This window comes from Pediococcus damnosus, assembly GCF_001437255.1.
Taxonomy (GTDB): Bacteria; Bacillota; Bacilli; order Lactobacillales; family Lactobacillaceae; genus Pediococcus; species Pediococcus damnosus.
Map to the genome: position 1 here is coordinate 1 of NZ_JQBD01000034.1, position 19,133 is coordinate 19,133.

General features: G+C 37.9%; 17 protein-coding genes. 11 read left to right on the top strand and 6 right to left on the bottom strand.

Annotated elements, in window-relative coordinates; all coding sequences use genetic code 11:
* Window positions 1–243 precede the first annotated feature (243 nt).
* Complete coding sequence (gene cas9 / locus IV84_RS05665) at window positions 244–4,380, bottom strand: type II CRISPR RNA-guided endonuclease Cas9 (protein ID WP_056986234.1); 4,137 nt, start codon at window positions 4,378–4,380, stop codon at window positions 244–246.
* A 194-nt stretch (window positions 4,381–4,574) separates the two neighbouring features.
* On the opposite strand from cas9, the gene IV84_RS05670 reads away from it, so the two are divergent.
* On the top strand, window positions 4,575–5,087 hold the full coding sequence (locus tag IV84_RS05670; protein WP_046871856.1) for a YbhB/YbcL family Raf kinase inhibitor-like protein: 513 nt from the start codon (window positions 4,575–4,577) through the stop codon (window positions 5,085–5,087).
* Window positions 5,088–5,302: 215 nt separating this feature from the next.
* The gene (locus IV84_RS05675; RefSeq protein WP_046871857.1) at window positions 5,303–5,548 is read left to right on the top strand and encodes a hypothetical protein; all 246 of its coding nucleotides are present in this window, start codon (window positions 5,303–5,305) and stop codon (window positions 5,546–5,548) included.
* A gap of 57 nt (window positions 5,549–5,605) precedes the next feature.
* Here the strand turns inward: IV84_RS05675 and IV84_RS05680 are convergent, their stop codons facing one another.
* On the bottom strand, window positions 5,606–6,088 hold the full coding sequence (locus IV84_RS05680) for a MarR family winged helix-turn-helix transcriptional regulator (RefSeq protein ID WP_056986235.1): 483 nt from the start codon (window positions 6,086–6,088) through the stop codon (window positions 5,606–5,608).
* 117 nt (window positions 6,089–6,205) lie between these two features.
* On the opposite strand from IV84_RS05680, the gene IV84_RS05685 reads away from it, so the two are divergent.
* The gene (locus IV84_RS05685; protein WP_046871859.1) at window positions 6,206–7,207 is read left to right on the top strand and encodes a quinone oxidoreductase family protein; all 1,002 of its coding nucleotides are present in this window, start codon (window positions 6,206–6,208) and stop codon (window positions 7,205–7,207) included.
* A gap of 385 nt (window positions 7,208–7,592) precedes the next feature.
* The gene (greA, locus tag IV84_RS05690) at window positions 7,593–8,063 is read left to right on the top strand and encodes a transcription elongation factor GreA (RefSeq protein ID WP_226996022.1); all 471 of its coding nucleotides are present in this window, start codon (window positions 7,593–7,595) and stop codon (window positions 8,061–8,063) included.
* A gap of 56 nt (window positions 8,064–8,119) precedes the next feature.
* Here the strand turns inward: greA and IV84_RS05695 are convergent, their stop codons facing one another.
* Complete coding sequence (locus IV84_RS05695) at window positions 8,120–8,968, bottom strand: aldo/keto reductase (RefSeq protein ID WP_046871860.1); 849 nt, start codon at window positions 8,966–8,968, stop codon at window positions 8,120–8,122.
* Between the two features lie 122 nt (window positions 8,969–9,090).
* Between IV84_RS05695 and IV84_RS10885 the strand changes: the two genes are divergently transcribed.
* Both IV84_RS10885 and IV84_RS05700 read left to right on the top strand, forming a co-directional pair.
* Window positions 9,091–9,267, top strand: coding sequence for a hypothetical protein (locus IV84_RS10885; protein WP_155386982.1), 177 nt, complete (start codon window positions 9,091–9,093; stop codon window positions 9,265–9,267).
* Between the two features lie 69 nt (window positions 9,268–9,336).
* Window positions 9,337–9,798: a GNAT family N-acetyltransferase gene (locus tag IV84_RS05700; protein ID WP_052694533.1), complete on the top strand. Its 462-nt coding sequence runs from the start codon at window positions 9,337–9,339 to the stop codon at window positions 9,796–9,798.
* A 103-nt stretch (window positions 9,799–9,901) separates the two neighbouring features.
* Here the strand turns inward: IV84_RS05700 and rbsK are convergent, their stop codons facing one another.
* From rbsK to IV84_RS05715, 3 genes are all read right to left on the bottom strand, one after another.
* Entirely contained in the window at window positions 9,902–10,819 is a 918-nt protein-coding gene (gene rbsK, locus IV84_RS05705) for a ribokinase (RefSeq protein ID WP_046871861.1), read from the bottom strand.
* Between the two features lie 141 nt (window positions 10,820–10,960).
* Complete coding sequence (locus IV84_RS05710) at window positions 10,961–12,457, bottom strand: zinc ribbon domain-containing protein (RefSeq protein ID WP_046871862.1); 1,497 nt, start codon at window positions 12,455–12,457, stop codon at window positions 10,961–10,963.
* Window positions 12,458–12,715: 258 nt separating this feature from the next.
* Entirely contained in the window at window positions 12,716–14,092 is a 1,377-nt protein-coding gene (locus tag IV84_RS05715) for an NAD-dependent succinate-semialdehyde dehydrogenase (protein WP_056986237.1), read from the bottom strand.
* Between the two features lie 169 nt (window positions 14,093–14,261).
* On the opposite strand from IV84_RS05715, the gene IV84_RS05720 reads away from it, so the two are divergent.
* The 5 genes from IV84_RS05720 to IV84_RS05740 all read left to right on the top strand — a co-directional run bounded on the left by IV84_RS05720 (window position 14,262) and on the right by IV84_RS05740 (window position 19,104).
* Entirely contained in the window at window positions 14,262–15,059 is a 798-nt protein-coding gene (locus IV84_RS05720) for an HAD family hydrolase (RefSeq protein WP_052694534.1), read from the top strand.
* Window positions 15,060–15,086: 27 nt separating this feature from the next.
* Window positions 15,087–15,353: a hypothetical protein gene (locus IV84_RS05725; RefSeq protein ID WP_046871865.1), complete on the top strand. Its 267-nt coding sequence runs from the start codon at window positions 15,087–15,089 to the stop codon at window positions 15,351–15,353.
* 276 nt (window positions 15,354–15,629) lie between these two features.
* Entirely contained in the window at window positions 15,630–15,782 is a 153-nt protein-coding gene (locus tag IV84_RS11320) for a putative holin-like toxin (protein WP_219995093.1), read from the top strand.
* A gap of 435 nt (window positions 15,783–16,217) precedes the next feature.
* Window positions 16,218–17,603, top strand: coding sequence for a DHA2 family efflux MFS transporter permease subunit (locus IV84_RS05735; RefSeq protein WP_046872452.1), 1,386 nt, complete (start codon window positions 16,218–16,220; stop codon window positions 17,601–17,603).
* Between the two features lie 94 nt (window positions 17,604–17,697).
* Window positions 17,698–19,104 carry a C69 family dipeptidase gene (locus IV84_RS05740; protein WP_046872450.1) on the top strand — a complete coding sequence of 469 codons (1,407 nt, stop codon included), beginning with the start codon at window positions 17,698–17,700 and terminating at the stop codon, window positions 19,102–19,104.
* Window positions 19,105–19,133 lie beyond the last annotated feature (29 nt).

A 19,133-nucleotide genomic window follows, 5' to 3' on the forward strand; every position in this document is an offset into this window, starting at 1 on the left:
GCACCTAGGAAAACTTGACACATACATAAAAGGTTTCTCCTTGTTTTGAAAGCGTTAATATGATATTATTCATTTATTGAGTTCGACACACTCAACATTTTAACTATATTGATTTGACGCTCTGAGTTAAAATCAAACAAAGCTTCGGCTGAGTTTTATCTTTTGAGGCCGCTATCGGCCCATACATATGTCATTTAAGAAAAGCTATTGCAGATTGTTAAAACCTGCAGTAGCTTTTTTCGTTTATTTAATTTTGTTTAGCTGAACCCTTCGTTCAAATAGTCCCGTTGGCGATTGATATATAAGCTGAGCATTTTCACTCAGAGAAATACCACTCCTTTGACGTAATTGTCCAAATGGAGTTTTTATTTTAAAAATACTCATATCTGTTGTAGTTGCATTTGCATGCAATCCTTGAAGGATTCTAGTTAGTACGGTTCTCTTACCAAGCTCTGTAATTTTATTATTTTCCCACTGATCTTCAACTGGTAACTGATAAAAAATTAAATTACTATTCCTAATTTTCTCTCTAAAATTATTGGCATCATATGCTGAGAAATATTTATCCATTTTTTTCACAATCTCATCAAAAGCCGAATCCAATCTTAGATTATCTAACCGTTCAAGGTCATCTCTTGGACAGTCGGTAATGTTTGTATTGTTAATAGCCTTAAGTGCATTATTAGAAATCACTAGCTGTTGAGCATTATTTTTGTAAGTATCGCTTGCTAACATAAAAAACTGACCAGCATCATCAATAAGTTGTTGGAATCTAACTTTTGATACAACTATTTTAAAATCATCAGTTGTTTCAATAATTTCACCATTTTTTTTATCAACCTTATAATGAGTGAATTGTGGTTTAATAATTTTATAAAGTTCACCATTATTTTCGGTGGAATCATTTTCAAGCTTATTCAGTCTAGCTAACGCAAGTGTTGGTATTCCAATAACTCTGTAACTCACTTTATTTTTCTTTGTAATTTGCACAATAGTCATATATGCAAGACTTTTTCCAGAGTATCCGCCATATATCTTGGTTTCCTTATCATCTTTTATACGAATTAATTTTTTACTTCCTTGACCACTACCCTTATCATCTTTTGCTTTATAAATAGTTTGATTATATAAAGCTCCTCTTTTTTCACGTACTTCATGAGACACGAGAATTTTCTTGTAAGCAAATAAGTGACGAATATATTTAATATCTTCATCCTTAGTCCATAGAATTTCACCGGTCTCCTTATTAACCACTTGATCACAATGTTTCAGATCATAGATAAAGTTAAACCGTCGCATCTTCGTTTCCTTTTGAGTAAACTTCTTAAAATCACCGTAAACAAAGTAGGACTCCAGTTTTGGATAACGTTTCAGAAGATAATTTCCAATAAATGCTGCCAAATAAGCATCAAATGCATGATGATAATCATTTACATCCCGATTTTTCAATAACTCAAAGTCTTCGCGCATTTGGTGAGACAAGTCAGCCTTCACAGAAATGATTTGTGTACTATCTCCGTATTCATCAGCCAAAATATTTACAGCCAACTTAATAACCTGGCGCGTCTCCACTAACTGACGATTAATGAATCCATTTTCAGTATGAGCAGAAATATTTTCGGGATTCATTGTCAGATTTCGATACTTACCTTTCGAAATTAAACCTTGATCCTTCATTCTTCCCCAAACAGAAAGCATCTTCTTACCAAAAATATCAATCGGCACCGAATCTGCCTTTACTTGATTTTCATTTGTTAAAACCCGATTAGTCAATGAATCGTCTTTAACAAACGCTTGTGGCAAAATGTGATCAATCTGGTAACTAGAAAGTTGATCAATATTAAGTTGCTTACCAGTATAAATATCGATCCCGCCCTGCATAAAGTACAAGAATAAACGATCCTTAAAATCACGTTTATTATTAATTGCCTCTTTAAATTCTTGGCGTACCTTAGCACTTACCAATTCATTTGACACTTTTTCATAAGCAGCTTCAACCTGTCTTTGACGTTGTACAGATCGACGAGGATTGCGTTCCTCGCCTCGTGCAAACTCGACATGGATTTTGGCCGGTGCTTGCCCATGCATCGCATTTTGAATATCGTGGACAACTAACAAAATTTGGCGGATTGCTTTTTTATTTTGGGGAGAGGTATACAAATCATTAATGACATCTTGTGAGTCCGTTTTTTCCAACATTCCCTTATTAGCATCTGTCACTAATTTAGCAAAATCCGGTTCAGCTTGAATCTGCATAAAGTTTTCATTGGTAATCCAGAGAATATCCATGATGTTACGGTGCTCCGAATTTTTCAATCCAACTAATAATTTCCTTGATAGTCTGCCCCAACCTTGATAACGCTTAGTTGCCAACTTTTCTTTTTGGTCATCTGTTAACCAGGTTAAGTCGTTTAGTTTAGCTCGATAAATCTTCTTATCTTCAAAAATTGTCGACCACTCAATAATTTTTTCTAAATCTTCCTGGCGATCATTTTCTTCGACTAATTTTGCTCCAAAAATTCCACATAGATCACTATAAGTGCTCAAACTACTATTAAATCGTTTTTCATCTGCCAAGCCTTCAATAAGTGGTCGCTTAGAATATTGTCCCTGCGAAACCAAATAATCTTGCAGGTGTTTAATCGTCACATTCTTGAACTGCTTAAATAAATCATTGAAAATTTGCTGCTTCTGTTCAATAGAAATTGGTTTGTGATCAATTCGAATTTTATTCAATTCGTTTAAAACCTCAAATTTTTGATACAACAAACTTTGTGCTGGTAAAACATCCTCACCTAATAAATAGGTATCCGTAGTGGTCATTCGTTTAATAAACTGATTAGCCGTTGCCATCCGATCCACTTTCTGATCAAAATTCCATGGCGTAATATTTCCAGGCTCCTTACGAATCATCCAGGCAAACTCAGCCCCTGATTGATTCTTCTGATCCTTGGCCGTAATCATCGGTCCAACATAATATGGCACCCTAAATGTAACCAATTCATCCAATTTGTATTTAGCAAGCTGCTGCCGTTTTTTATCAGGATTGGGATTTAATTCCGCTAACCAAGGATAGTAAGCCTTCTGATTTTCAATAATCTGATCCAATTCTTGTTGTTGCAATTGATGTGGAATCGAGCCATTTGCCTTCGTGCGTTGCTTAGGCATAAAGATATCCTGGTCGATATAAGTTTGAATTTCATTAGCTTCTGCGGAATCATCTAAATTAACCTGAACCTGTTTATAAAAATCTTCTTGAGGTAAAACTTTGCCTTTTACACCGTCAATATAGCCATCGTATGCCGCACGAAGGTTCTTGGCTTTCTTAGTATCTGTCATGCCGTTAATCAATTTTTTAAACAACTTAAGGTGATCTTTATGCAAATCATATTTTGCCACCATTGATTGAGATAACGTATGATTTTCAGGGACAATTGCGGATAAAGTAATTCCGGAGTACAGACTACGCAAAACTTCAATAATCTCATGCCCATCATCCGTCATTTGGCCTTCAATTTTTGCCAAATCATCATCAATACTTTCGGAATCAAAAGTAATCGACCATTCTTTTGCGGCTTCTTTGTCCACTTCCACATTAGTAATGACATTTAATTTTGCTTTATTGCCCAGAGATGCCTTTAAAATTTCTGTTGCAACAGCCTTATTTCGTTTTTCAATATCTTTATCTTCGGAGCTCTGATAAATATCACTAACTAACGTACGTTGGCGATCAGCCCTACTTCTTTTATTGTCTAATAGAACTTCCTTAATTTGTTCCAAATTATCTGTTCGGAATTCTATTGATTCATCAGGAAAAACACGTTGATAAATATCGTTTAATTCTTCAAATTTTTCTTCCAAATTTAGTCTGCCAACTTTGAAATTATTGGCAGGGGTCGCATTCAAAAAATGGCCTCTAAATTTCATAATATGATGAATTGCCAAATAGATTTCACGCACATCAAATTTTCGATGCTCAGTCATTAATGCGTTACGCAAATGATAGATTGTTGGATATTTTTCATAAAAGTCCTTATCAGAGCGATCATTAAATAAGATATCTCCTGAATATTGTTTTTTACTGTCTTTAGGAGATAAATTAGATTCTTTCAAACGGATAAAAAACGCCTCATCTACGGGGGTTATGTATGCATCAAAGATTTCCCGTAATAACTTCAAACGCCAGCGACGACGACTTAAGCGACGGCGAGTGGTTCGAAAACTACGGCGGTCTGCAGCGGCTTTTCCTTCATCGAAAAGTCTCACCCCAATTGCATTTTTTCCTTTTACACGGATTACTCGATTGTTATCGTTGACTACCGCAAATCCGATTGAACTTGTTCCAATATCTAAACCGATACTATATTTTTCATTTGTCATTCTTATTCCTCAATTTAAAACTTCTATATTTATATAATACAGGTTTGTTTAGCGCTTTCATATATTTTTGCAAATTTTTAAGCAAAAATGTCCGCGAACACATGATTTCTTACCGTCAAGAGACGTATGAGTTTATATCGCCCTAATTTTGCTGTAGAGTAAAGCTATCAAGCAATCCGAGGAGGTTTTATATAATGAAAATTTCAGTTCCGACATCAAATGGATTATTACTAGATAAATACAGTAAGCATGCCGCTCCAGAGCAAATTTACAATGGCAATCCTTCGATTTCATTTCCGATTGACATTCAGGATGTTCCAGACAATGCTACAACGCTGGCGTTAACATTACTGGATTTCGATGCCGTTCCAGTTTGTGGTTTCCCATGGATTCATTGGACTGCGGTCAACATTCCAGCTGACAAATCGGTCACAATTCCAGAAAATGCCAGTCAGAGCAATGTTATTGACTTTATTCAGGGCAATAACAGCACGGCTGGTTCACTAATCGGCGCAACGGATCCACTAACTACTCGTCATTACATCGGTCCTACGCCACCAGACAAAAATCATGATTACTGGTTGAGTATTTATGCATTAGATACCACCCTTAGTTTGCAGAATGGTTTCTGGTTAAATGAGTTTTACCATGCCGCAAAGGGTCATATTATTAGCAAACAAAGGCTCAGCATTATCAGTCGAGCTTAATTCAAAAAAGCAAGCATAAATTGTGTGACATCGCAATTTATGCCTGTTTTAGTTTAGCAATTTAATTTTCATTTAGCTGTGTTTATCTTTTGGTTAAGGCCTTTAGTTTTTCTTACTTTAAACACCACATAATGATCACAGATTTTTAAATTCGATTTAATCTAACCCCTGCATACTTAGAATATTCATTCAAAAGAAAGTAAGGAGCGATGATTATGTTATTAAACAGTAAAAACTTATCCGTTTTAGAAGTTCAAGTATTGGGTATTTATCAAGCAAAAATTGAGGTCAAAACCATTTCTGGCAAATGTCTCTTCGTCTATCCCACTCAAACTCAAAAAGATGATCCCTTATTTTGGCAATCACTTAAGGATATTATTAAAGCAAAACTCTGGTTACCCATCAACAAAACGTTAAACCAATTGATCGATTCAGATTGGTTAGTCCCTTTAAACACTTAAACATTTCAAAAACGATTATAAGAACGATAATTTAAGAACCACTAATAGTTATCGTTTTTAGTAACGTGTCTCAAAATCCTTTTGTGCATCCGCCAGTTTGCGCAAAAACCGCGTCACTACTGCCAGCTCCGAATCCGAAAACTCTGCCAATGCTTGCACAGTCTCTTCATGCAAATGTTTATGAAGGGCAATGTGGGCCGTTGCCAATTTTTGACCATCAGCCGTCAGTTTCAAATAAACCGTTTTTTTATTAGTGGGCCGCTTAAATTTTTCTAGCAGGTCTAATTTTTCCAAATGATTAATCCGTCGTGAAGTTCCTCCCTGCGTGATTTGAACCGCCTCAACTACTTCACTGACCGTTTTTTCTCCTTGTAACAGAACACCCAAAATATCCAAATCATTATGGGTCAGATGGTTTTTTTGTGGATTTTCCTTAATTGCTGTTTGTTTGGCAATCCACGCTTCATGTTGATTATGATTTTCGGTTGCACTAAGTTGTTTTAATAACTGTGTAATTGTTTGATACTGCTTTTCGTCCATAATTACACCTCCACTTATATATTACCAGTAATTAATAGTTGACAACAGGAAAGGTTTGCTTTATATTTAAAATATTGATTACCGGTAATATAAAAAAATAAAAAAGGATAATAAACTATGAAAGCATTAATAATAAAAGATTTTAAAACAGCCCCAATGATTGATTTGAACGTTCCTACTCCCGTCGCTGACACCAAATTTGATACCTTAATTGATGTCCTAGCAGCGCCAATTGAAAATTTTGACAAGGCCAATGCGACTGGCCGCCATTATTCAAGTACCTATTGGCATCCTGCATTTCCAAGTATCCCTGGCGCAAGTGGTATCGGGCGCCGCGTGGATAATGGTAAGCTAGTGGCCTTTCCCGCTCGTACATTGAAACCACGCTTCGGCTCATTTGCAGAACAGACAGTTGCCAATTCAAAATTACTTTTTGAAATTCCTGAAGATACTGATATTTATTCAAGCACGGCCGCAGCTTCTTCACTAACAACCAGCATTGCTCCTCTGCAATTTAGCTTAGAAATGAAACCTGGAAACACCGTTTTAATCAACGGTGCAACTGGATTTGCAGGACAATTGGCAATTCAGGCCGCCAAAGCGTTGGGCGCCGCAGAAATCATTGGCACTGGTCGAAACCCAGAACGATTGGCCGCATTGAAAGATCTCGGAGCCACTCAAACAATTTCATTAGCTGACGATGACGAAACAATTTTAAATAACCTGTCTAACATGAAAATCAAAGGTGATTTAATTATTTTAGATTACTTGTGGGGCCATCCCATTGAACTGATTCTAAAATCAATCGTCCCCACTAGTTTAGAGATGAAAAGGGCAACCTCGCTTGTTTCCATTGGAGCAATTGCCGGCCAAAACATCACCTTACCGTCGACCGCTTTGCGCACATCAGGCTTGCAAATCATCGGTATGCAAACACCAAAAGTGATGCAAAATCAACAAGCTGTCTATCAAGCCGTCTGGAAATTATTGGGCACGGGCAAAATTAAAACGACTGTCAAAACGATTTCGTTAGAAGACGCGGCCAAAGATATTGACTGGCAAAAACCAGTTCCAAGTGGAGTGCGAACGGTAATTAAAGTGAGTGAGATAAAGCGTTAAAAAGGTGATAAATAAGTGTGACGGAAGCGAGATCGCAATCCCACAGGAGTCGTGCTTATGATCGGCCTCTTGTTTTGCCAAGCTGTCCTAAAACAGTGAGTGAGGTAAAACGATAAGAGGCTGATCATAAGTGCGACGGATGTGGGATCGCAATCCCACGGGAGTCGTGCTTATGATCGGCCTCTTGTTTTGCCAAGCTGTCCTAAAAACAGTGAGTGGATTGAAACGGGAGCTATAGAGCTATAAGAGCGTCGGTAGCGGAATCGCATCCCGCGGTTAGACGTGTTTACATCTCTAAGCTTGTTTCAAGAAACTGCCCAAAAACCAGCTCTTCACTCCTCAAAATAGTAGAATGGAGGCAATTAAACTAGTAAGAGAGGCAACTATGTCAGAACCTTATTTTAATAAAATTACTGCAACTGGATATCATGAAATTGAAAAAGAAATTGAAGAATTAAAAGCTAAACGTCCTGCGTTAACTAAACGCCTGGCCGCTGCAGCTGCTTTGGGCGATCGTTCCGAAAATGCTGAGTATACTTTTTCAAAACGAGACCTTCGTCAACTGGAAAGTCGACTTCATTTTTTAAATAAACAACTGCAATATTCCAAGATTGTCCAACCAACTAATAATCAAATTGTCGAAATTGGTAAAAAAGTTACCATTGAATTTGTGGATGATCATGACCAAATGGACTATCAACTAGTGGGAAAACAGGAAGCAGATATCAAGACAAACAAAATCTCCCTGGTTTCACCATTGGGATCAGCATTATTAAATAAAACCGTTGGCGATATCGTTACAATCCATGCCCCAGAGGAAACTTATCAAGTGAAAATTTTATCCGTTAATTTATAATTTTCCAATTCATACAAAAATCCACGCAAGCTAACAAGTCTGCGTGGATTTTACTATTATCCTTGGGTTTTATTATGAGAATGTTCAGGTGCTGTATCTGGCATTCCATTAAGCTTCTCCATATCTTCATCACTAATTTCAAAGTCTAATTTGGCATTATCCTCAATATGTGATTGACCAACCGCTTTTGGTAACGGCAAGATATTATTTTGTAAACAGAAACGTAACGCCAATTGAGCGACGCTAACCTTGTTTTCCTTTGCTAAAGCTAACATTTGATCGTTCTTCAGCAAACCACCAGTTGCCAATGGTGAATAAGCTTCAACTAGGATTCCGTTTTGTTTCGCAAAGCTTGTAATCTTAGGCTCAGTATACCCAACATAATACTGAATTTGATTAACCATTGGCTTTACTTTTGCATCAGCCAGCACATTTTTAAGATCATGCACATTAAAGTTTGAAACCCCAATTGCCTTAACTCGGCCACTAGCATAAATATCTTGCATTGCCCGCCAAACTTCAACATTTCCTTTATCACAATCTTTACCAATCTCATCCCATGGCCATGGTGCATGGACCAAATAAAGATCAACATAATCAATATTCAGCTTTTTGAACGTACTTTCAAAATCTGCCATTGCCTCATCATACGTTTTACTATGTGCAGGAAGTTTTGATGTGACAAAAATTTGATCCCGGGCAATTCCAGAATCGCGAACTGCACGACCCACATCCTCTTCGTTCCCATAGGCCTTCGCTGTATCAATGTGCCGATACCCAACTTTTAACGCATTCCGTACTGCTTGATACGCCACATCGCCGGCTGGGGTTTGCCAAGTTCCGAATCCAACTTTAGGAATTTTGACGCCGTTTGCTAATTCAAATGTATCTGTTAAAACTGACATTGTTTTTCCTCATTTCTATTAATTTTATTGCACTCAAATAAATTGTACGCGTTTTCTTTAGATGGGTCGATTAATAAGCTTCAACCTGTTAAAATATAAGTATTAGAAGGGATTGTGATTTAATGTCTAGCAAAATGTATCAACGTATGATTGCTGCAGCTATCTTAATTATCGTTATTGGGATCAGCCGGCCGTTTCCAATGCAATGGGCTAACACACTCTGTCTTATTTTAGGTGCAGCTTTAATTGTTCTAACAATTATAATTGGCCAACATAAAAGTAATCAAGAACACGTATAAGCACCCGTTAACGCTATTAAAATCCATAAATATGGCGTATGCTTGTCGTGTAAAGAGGGATTGATAGCAATGGCTCGCATTGTAAAAATGACCACCCAACAAGCAAATGAATATCTTGATTGGCAATATTCAGAACCTTACACATTTTATAATTTTCCGACTTCTGTTAATCGCATAGATCTTCTTAACGAACTGCTCGCAGGGATCAGCGATTACTATGCCATTTTAGATGATGCTGATCAGTTATTTGGAATTTATGAATATCAATTTCATAATGGCATTTTAGAAATTGGTTTAGGTATTCGCCCGAAAGATACTGGAAAAGGATTTGGTACCCAATTTGTTCAACAGTGTCTTGCGTTTGCCCAGCAACATTATCATTACTTTGGGAAAGTCACGCTAGAAGTTGCCTCTTTCAATCAGCGTGCTATTCATCTTTTTCATATCCTAGGTTTTAACAAAACAGGCGAACGAGAAGGCCAATCATTTGGCAAACCCGTGACCTTTGTCAAAATGTCACGCATTCAATAAAATTTAAAAAGCTAGAGGAAACTTGATTATACTAAATCAGTTTTCTCTAGCTATTTTTATCTCGATTTTTAAAAACGGTTATTGACGTGAAATCAAAATTTACTCACTGGTTTTCTACGCTCGCTAAATCCGGAATTGAATCCATAGCGCCCGCCTTTTGGACCGTTAGTGATGAGGCCAAATTGGCAAACTCAATCGCCTCGGCAATATTGCTTAGGTCCGGGACCATTTTGGCAGCCAAAGCGCCGATAAAAGTATCACCGGCGGCCGTTGTATCCACCGGTTTTACTTTGTGAGCATGAATCAAATCCGATTTACCGTTAACTTGATAGAAGACGCCGCGTGATCCGAGGGTAATCACCGTATTGGCAATCCCCATTTCACGAAACTTTTCTGCAGATTCCTCACAATCCGCTTTGGTTTCCACCTTCAAATTAGTCAAAGTCCCCGCTTCCGTTTCGTTTGGCGTGATGACATCCGTTAACTTGATTAACTCTTCTGGTAACTTTGGCAAAGCCGGTGCTGGATTTAAAATTGTCAGGACGCCAGCTTTTTTAGCCATGGAAAACGCCGCAATGACTGGTTCCAAATTTGTTTCCAATTGGGCAATCAAAATTTGTGAGCTTTGAATATTTGCGCGGTCATCGGTCACATTTTCAACCGTTCCCAGTTTATTGGCACCGCCCTCCACCATAATGGAGTTATGTCCGTCTGGTTCTAAAATGATAAACGCCTGACCTGTATTGGCCGCTGATAATTCCCGAACGCCACTAATATCAATGCCTTCATTTTGACATTTTTTCAACAAGAACTGACCAGCATCGTCTTTACCAATTGTTCCAATGAAGTGAACCGAAGCACCTAATCGTTGGGCTGCGACAGCCTGATTAGCTCCTTTTCCTCCGGCAGCTTGACTACTTGGCCTTAATAAACTCAATGTTTCTCCCTGCAAAGGGATATGGTCAACCGGAATGTGGATATCCATATTCAAACTGCCAACAACCGTCACTTGATTTGTCATGGCTACTCCTTAAAATATTGATTTGTATTTAACCTAATGAAACCAAAAAACAAATCATTAGTCAATTAATAATCCCAAGTTAATAAAAAAGAATTGAAAGGTTTGTTTAAACCCTTCCAACACTTTAAGATTATCTATCTGTTAATCATTGTCTTCTTTTTTATCACTAATCAATTTCGAAGGCGTAATTGTTTTAACCTGATAGCCCTCGTCTGTATCAGAATTTTGTACAAACGTTGCGACATACCGATAAATTTGAACTCGTTCATTATCGGAATCATCGAAATCAAAAGTTACATCGTAAGTTACATCCGCGCTATTTCGGCCACTTGGCACAATACTCTTCACTTCAGGATCATAACTAACACTGTTAATATCATCATCTTTGTAATAGCCTTTAGACATTTTCAACAGATCTTGATATTGCGAATTTGAAGACCCATTTATAAAACTTTCGGAAAGTTTGTTCCCATTATAATCAGTCGCGTCACTTTCCTCGCCATCTGCAGCTACTGCTTCAAATCCAGAGAAAATACTATCCAGCTCATCGCTGGCATCAGACTTAGTCATAATTCCCGGAAAATCAACACTAATTTCCGTTCCATCATCGCTTTCACTGATTGATTTTGTGGTTGACGAAATTGTTCCCTGACCCGTCTTATACCTCAATTGCAGTTTCATCACACTGGACCAAGGAATATTATTAAAAGAGTAAACGCCTGAACTATCAATCGTTCCCTTATATTTATCGTTTAAGTATATTTTGGAATTTGCATATCCTTTTACATCAAAAGAAATCGTCTTTAACGACAGATCATAGGCCTTATTACTATCAACTTCATAGTCTGCACTGTTGGTCATTGCATGCCCATTTACTGTCCCGGTTGATTTTAGATTATACAATCCGGGCACAAGCGGCCCGATTTTTTTAGACAATTTTGTCGCAGTTGTGTTGAGCACTTTCTTTTTATCAACTGATAAAGTTACATCAGTGTGATTCGTTGAGACGATTGGATAGACTGGCTTTACAAACACCTGATACTTTGGAAATAGTAACCATGCTTTTCCGTCCAACTTAAAAATAAATTTCTGATTGGTGGTCATCCCGCTTATACTACCTAATTGGGACTTTAAGATACTTAATTTTTGTTTGTTATCAGTCATGCTTTTGACAAAGGGTTCCATGTTTTTATTTGTGATTTTTAAATTAGGATCCGTGGTCGTAAAGTAATGAGCCACATTTTTGTCGCCCTGAATTGCAGAAATTGTCCGATCTAATTGTTTGGATTTTTGATAGTAATCAGACCCAAACATATATCCTCCGATTAAGAGAACCACAACACACGCAATTAGAATCGTTGCCCATTTTGGTAATTTTTTTTGCGGTTTTGTCTGATAATTTGCAGCCGCCCGGGTCTGTTCCTCATTTTCATTATATTTCTGACCTACAGAATCATTGTCAGTACCAGCATTAGTTTTATTGGTTGGTGTTTCACCAGATTGTTCTGGTTGTGTATGTACTTCACTTGTTTGTTTAGCAAGATAATCTGCAATATTGAATCCACACTGCTTACAAAAATGAGCACTCTTTGCGGTTTCTGCGCCACAATTTGGACAAAACATTTTTTTGTCATCCATAATTAGTCTCCTCTATATTTCACATCTTTACTGCCACAGTAAATTTATTCACACTCAAAAAAATTCATTTTAAGTTGGCTAACTCACTGCCTGCATGACTGTAGCTAAAAATATTATATCATAGTATCATCAATTTTATGTTATGATCATTGATTTTAATTATGGTTATATTAATTAATTTGTAATTTTTAAATTATTCGAATAAAAAATAGGCAAACTCTACTTTCTTCGAGTTTACCTATTGCAATCGTCCATATCCTATTCTTTATTTTCTGCTGTATAAATTAAATGTTCATTTACAAAAGTCATCAATCCTTGTTTGCTTAACTCACGCCCATAACCTGAATTGCGGATTCCGCCAAATGGTAATTCTGGTAAACTGGTCCAACCGTGATTTACAAACGTCATGCCGGCCTTAATTTGACTGGCAACTTCTTCGGCATGTTTCAAATCAGAGGACATGACCACACTTCCCAAGCCATACTGCGAATTGTTAGCGAGCTGAATTGCTTCTTTTTCTGAGTGAACTCGGAAAACTTGGGCAACCGGTCCAAACAGTTCTTGATCAAAAATGGGATTTTCTGGAGTTATATCCGTCAAAATCGTCGGCATAAAGAATTGCCCTTCCGCTTGCACGGATTCATTACCATAGACAACTTCTGCACCATTGGCAATTGCTTCATCAACTTGTTTTTGAAGCTTTTCTTTCCCATGTTCAGACGACATCGGAGCTAAGGTTGTGGTGCGATCCAGTGGGTCTCCCATCTTCATTTCAGAAAAGCTCACAATTAACGCATCCATAAAATCGTCGTAAAGTGCATCGGGGACAATAAATCGTTTAGATGCTGTACAAGTTTGGCCAGAGTTGGCAAGACGAGCCGCTGGTGCCACTTTATATAAAAGTTCTCGATCCACATCTTCTAAAACGACAAACGCGTCATTACCGCCTAACTCCAATGTCGACTTTTTCAAATTTTCACCAGCCGCCTTGGCCACTGATTTACCACCCCGCTCGGATCCCGTTAAGGCTACTCCTGCGATTCTTGGGTCAGCAATCATATCAGCAATTTGATCATAGTCTAAAAAAAGATTAATCAAACTGCCTTCAGGAGCACCGGCATCATCCACAATTTGCGAAATCTTTCGTGCCGAACCCGGTACAATCGACGCATGTTTTAAAATAACTGGGTTGCCGACCATAAAGTTAGGGGCAAAAATCCGCATTACTTGATACAACGGAAAATTCCAAGGCTCACACGCCAAAATTGGGCCAAAAGCCTGTTTTAAAACGGTTGCCTTGGCGTCCTTCGTTTCAATTTCAGTTGGTTGCATGAATTCTTCTGCATGATCCGCAAAATAATCGGCAATTGAGGCGCATGAATCGACTTCATCTTCAGATTCACCAATCAATTTTCCCATTTCACGGGTCATTGTTTCGGCCATCGCTTGTTTTTCATCACGTAATTGGCTGGCTACTGCATGGAGCACGGTTGCCCGTTCACTGATAGAAACAGTTTCCCAAGATTGGGCCAAATCCGTCGCCGTTTGAAGAGCAGCTTCAATTTCATTACTCGTTGCGTTTTCATATTCGTTTAACGTCTCGTTCGTGTAGGGATTAACTGATTTGTAAGCCATAATAGTCTCCTTATTTTGAGTTGAGTTAAATTCATTTGTAGCTCAATTATAACGAGCGCAAATCGGTTAATGCGAACGATTTGCCCATTAAAAGGATATAGAATTCATTCCACTGGTAGCGCTTTAATGCTACACTCTAAGTATCAACTAAAAGAGGGAGAAAATCATTATGATTCAACATATTTTTTTAGACATGGATAATACCTTGTTAAGTCCGGACGGATCAATCAGCACTAAAAATATTTCCGTCATCAAAAACAGTCCAATTCCGGTTTCACTAGTATCCGCGCGCGCACCATTTGAAATGCAATTTGCCATTCAGGATTTAGATTTACACACCACTCAGGTTGCGTTTAATGGCGGCCTAATTTATAAACCAACTTCAACAGCCTATCAACAGGTCTATTCAAAGGCGATTGACCCACAAACTGCTCAAAAAATTATTGATGTCGTTCACCAACAATTTCCAGCTTCTTCATTAAACTGGTATTCAGACACGGCCTGGTATACTGATAAGAACTGTAAAGAAACTGATTTTGAAACTTCCATTACCCATGAAAAACCAGTGATCAGTGACTTGCCTGATGCAAATCAAACGATCTATAAATTTATGCTCATTAGTTTTGACCCCGTCTTATTTAGTCAATTGGTAGATTATCTAAAGCAACTCAATCTGGCCAATGTAAACATCATGACTTCTGGGGATTCCTATATTGAAGTCACCGATACTAGTGCTACAAAGGCAAATGCAATCGCTCAAATTCAGGCTGAAGAACATCTTCAAAGTGATCAGTTAGCTGCCTTTGGTGACGGTGAAAATGACATCCCCATGTTTAAAAAGGTTGGCCTCCCAATCGCCGTGGCCAATGCTACTGAAGACGTAAAACAATATGCCAAATTCATTTCTACAAGTAATAGTGACGATGGCGTGGCCAATGGCATGCAGCAACACGTTTTTAATAAATAACCTTACGCCTGCAAAACGAGGAATTATATGTCAGATTTGAGAGATGCCTTATTTTTCATAATCCTTTTTGGTATCCCAATTTTAATTGGTTTTTCCTTACTCAAAATCAAAGCTTTGCGGATAAACAAATGGGGACTAATCGCAACTATTTTTCTGCTTGTTTTCACCTCAGCCCCTGTATTTATATATTCTGAGTATCCTCATGCCATTCTTTGGCAATTTAGTGATATTTTATGGATTGCTATTGCAATTATATTCATTAGAAATATTGTTCACTATCGGAAGCAAAAATGAATTAATAAAAGGACGCTTGAAACCAACTTGTATGAGTTAGTCGTTCAAGAGTCCTTTGATGTTGTTATTATTTTTGGTGAATTAAGATTCAGGAATTATTACTTGTTTGTTTTTATCTTAGATTTTTTATCAGACTATTATAACTATCTGTGTTTTTATGCATTTATAAAGTTGTCTATCCATTGATACTAAAGGAATCATATAGATTCATATGATATAATTTAATTTGTAGAAAAGTTAAGACGGTGGCGACTTTTTCTGAAAGGTGTGATGCCTATGAGATTAAGAATCTCGGTTTCTAATCCTGACGAAAGGAGTAGCCTCGTGTCGGTGATCGATGCGTTACAATTGATGTTGACGTTTGGGATATTTTTATTATCTCTGTTAACATTTATTGTTGAGTTGATTAAAAATCAACAAAAAAAGTAACCGTCTTACTTTAGCCAGTAACGGTTACTTCAAATAACTAAGTCTGTGCCACCGTCTTTAACGGTTCTGCATGAGAAGCACTGACTACAATCAGTGCTTCTTTTTGTAAGTTAATTATAGCATGTTCATTTTTAAAAATAAAACAATGAAATCGGAAAAATATCCCAAATTTTTTTAAATTCGCATTTTTTGCTCAATTAACCCAATTTTTTTGTAAATGACGCTTTGAATTTTTTTTTACCTCTTGGTACAATTGCTCAAGTAGTCAGTTACATGAAACCCATGTGGGTCATTAATTTTTATTGCTTATACTTCTATATTCTTGAGAATGCTGAAATTGAACTTCCAAAAACTCAATCAACTCCAACTCTGAGAAAAAGTACGTTGTCATTAGCAACGATCGCTGGTGTTTCTTCAGAAATTGGAGGTTTTTTTATGCAGTCAAGTCAGTCACACGTTCCTTTTACAACTAAACTTGCCATTTTTGGATTAGCAGGTTTAGCATTTTGTGGTGTTTTAATCGAAACTTCGATGAACGTCACGTTTCCAACCCTCATGAAACAGTTCGATGTTTCGCTAAACACCGTCCAATGGATCACGACGGCGTATCTATTAGTAGTCGCTGCGGTGATTTCCGTTGCGGCATTTATGGAACGCCGGTACTTATTCAAACAGCTTTTCTTTGTCGCCGCGGCCATGATATTAATTGGTATTTTTATTTGTGGATCAGCCACTAGTTTTCCGATGTTGCTAGTGGGACGCATTGTTCAAGCCATCAGCACAGGAATTACCATGCCCCTGTTAATCGCCGAAATTATGCAAGAAATTCCGCTGGCTAAACAAGGAAGCTACATGGGAATCGGCGGAATGGTGATCGCATTAGCGCCATCGCTCGGTCCCACATATGGCGGCCTTGTGACTCAAAACTTGTCCTGGCGATTTATCTTTTGGTTAATTCTACCAATCGCAATAATCGCAAGTGTTGTGGGCCTTTTATTTATCAAACAAGGATCAGCACCGCAAAAATCGAAATTTCCTTGGAGTCAATTTGTTAGTTTTGTCTTAGCCTTAATTATGCTTACTTTGGGAGTTAATAACGCTGGAAATTATGGTTGGAACGCGATCCAATTCTATGGATACGTAATTATTGGAATACTCTTTTTAGGCCTTTTTGTTTACTTGGCACAACGATCCCAAACACCGTTAATTAATCTATCAATTTTTAAGCACTGGGCTTTCACATTACCGCTAATTATTTATTTTTCCATTCAGTTTGTTCAGCTTTCCCTCACATTTTTACTACCAAATTACGCGCAACTTGTCTTACATCAAGGGACGTTTATTTCTGGTTTCATGTTATTTGCAGGAAGTTTGGCATCGTCCATTTTGGCACCTATTACTGGCAGAATTTTAGATGAATATGGGATTGGCAAACCACTATTAATCGGTAGTGGCTTCATTTTGATGGCTACTTTAGGTTTTGTAGTTTTTCATAACAATCTAAACGTCGGATTAATCGCAATTCTATATGCCCTCTACGCGATTGGATTCAGTTTTATGTTTAATAATTCTTTAACATCAGCATTGCAGAATATTCCACCACAATTGATCGGTGACGGAAATGCCACTTTTAATACGCTGCAACAATACGCTGGATCCATGGGAACCGCGATTGCTTCGGCAATGTTAATAGGCCACGGAACTCAACACATTAGTGTAATTCAACAAACAGCAAATGGGGCCACTTCAGAATTCATACTGGTCTTCATCGTTTGTATAGTGGTGAGTGGATTAGCCGTCCTTGTGCAACGAAAATCATAAAACATATGGTATATGGTTAATTTTGATTTTTGGTTCGCATTTTTCGCTCAAATAACCTACAATTAAGGAAATAATTAAGTGAGATGATATTTTTATGACAAAACGTATTAAAGGTTCATGTACCACAATTTTAGTCGGTAAAAAAGCTTCGATTGACGGTTCCACAATGATCGCCCGTAACGAAGACGGTGCTGGTCCACTCAATCCTCAGAAGTTTGTTGTAATCAAACCAGCTGACCAACCAACACATTACAAATCTGTTTTAAGTCCTGTTGAGATTGATCTTCCTGATAATCCCCTCCGCTACACATCAACTCCTGATGCAACAGACGGTCGCGGCGTTTGGGCGGGTGCTGGAATCAATAGTGAAAACGTCGCAATGACCGCTACTGAAACCATCACTTCTAATTCACGCATTCTTGGTGTTGACCCACTAGTAGATGATGGAATTGGTGAAGAAGATATTACCACCATTACCCTTCCTTACATTCATTCTGCTCGTGAAGGCGTCAAACGGCTTGGTGCCCTATTAGAAAAATATGGGACCTACGAAATGAACGCGATGGCTTTTTCTGATAAAGATGAGGTTTGGTATTTCGAATCAATCGGCGGTCATCACTGGGCAGCTATTCGCATCCCTGATGATGCATACGTGATTGCCCCCAACCGTTTCAACATCGATCAATATGATTTTGATTCTGAAGATACTTTATTTGCCGCAGACTTACCTGATTTGATTGAAAAGAATCACTTAAATCCTGACCGCGATCAAGTTAACTTACGTCATATTTTTGGCAGTGCTACCGTTAAAGACACGCGTTATAATAACCCGCGTGCTTGGTATGGCCAAAAATACTTTAACCCAGAACGTAACGAAAGTCCGATCGATCAAGACTTACCATTCATTTGTCGCACTCAAAAGAAAATTAGTGTTGAAGATATGAAGTTTGTTTTGAGTTCTCATTATCAAAACACCCCTTATGATCCTTATGGTACTGGTACTGAAGATGAGAAAAAACAATTCCGACCAATCGGGATTAACCGAAATCAGGAATTGCATATTCTCCAAATTCGTAACGATGTCCCCGCTGAAATTGCAGCAATTCATTGGCTCGCATTTGGTCCTAACACATTTAATGCGCCCGTTCCTTTCTACGCTAATGTCAATGACACGCCTACTGCTTACCAAAGCACAACTGGCGAATGTGATCCAACTAACATGTACTGGTTAACAAATGTGCTTGCTTTAATGGGTGATCATAACTTTGGGTTGTATGAAGATCAGGAAAACTTATTCGAAGAAAATACAGTTGCTGATTGTCGTAACTTGCAACATAAAGCTGATGCTGCCTACAGCAAACAGGCTGATGTTTCAGCTTATCTGGAATCAGTAAACAACCAAATGTCAGACGTTGCCATGACACGTGCTAACAAATTACTTGGTCAAATGTTAGCGTTAGGTGAACCTCAGATGAAATTACAATTTACTTTAAACGATTAAAGGGGTCTCTGTCAAATCGTATTGGTGGA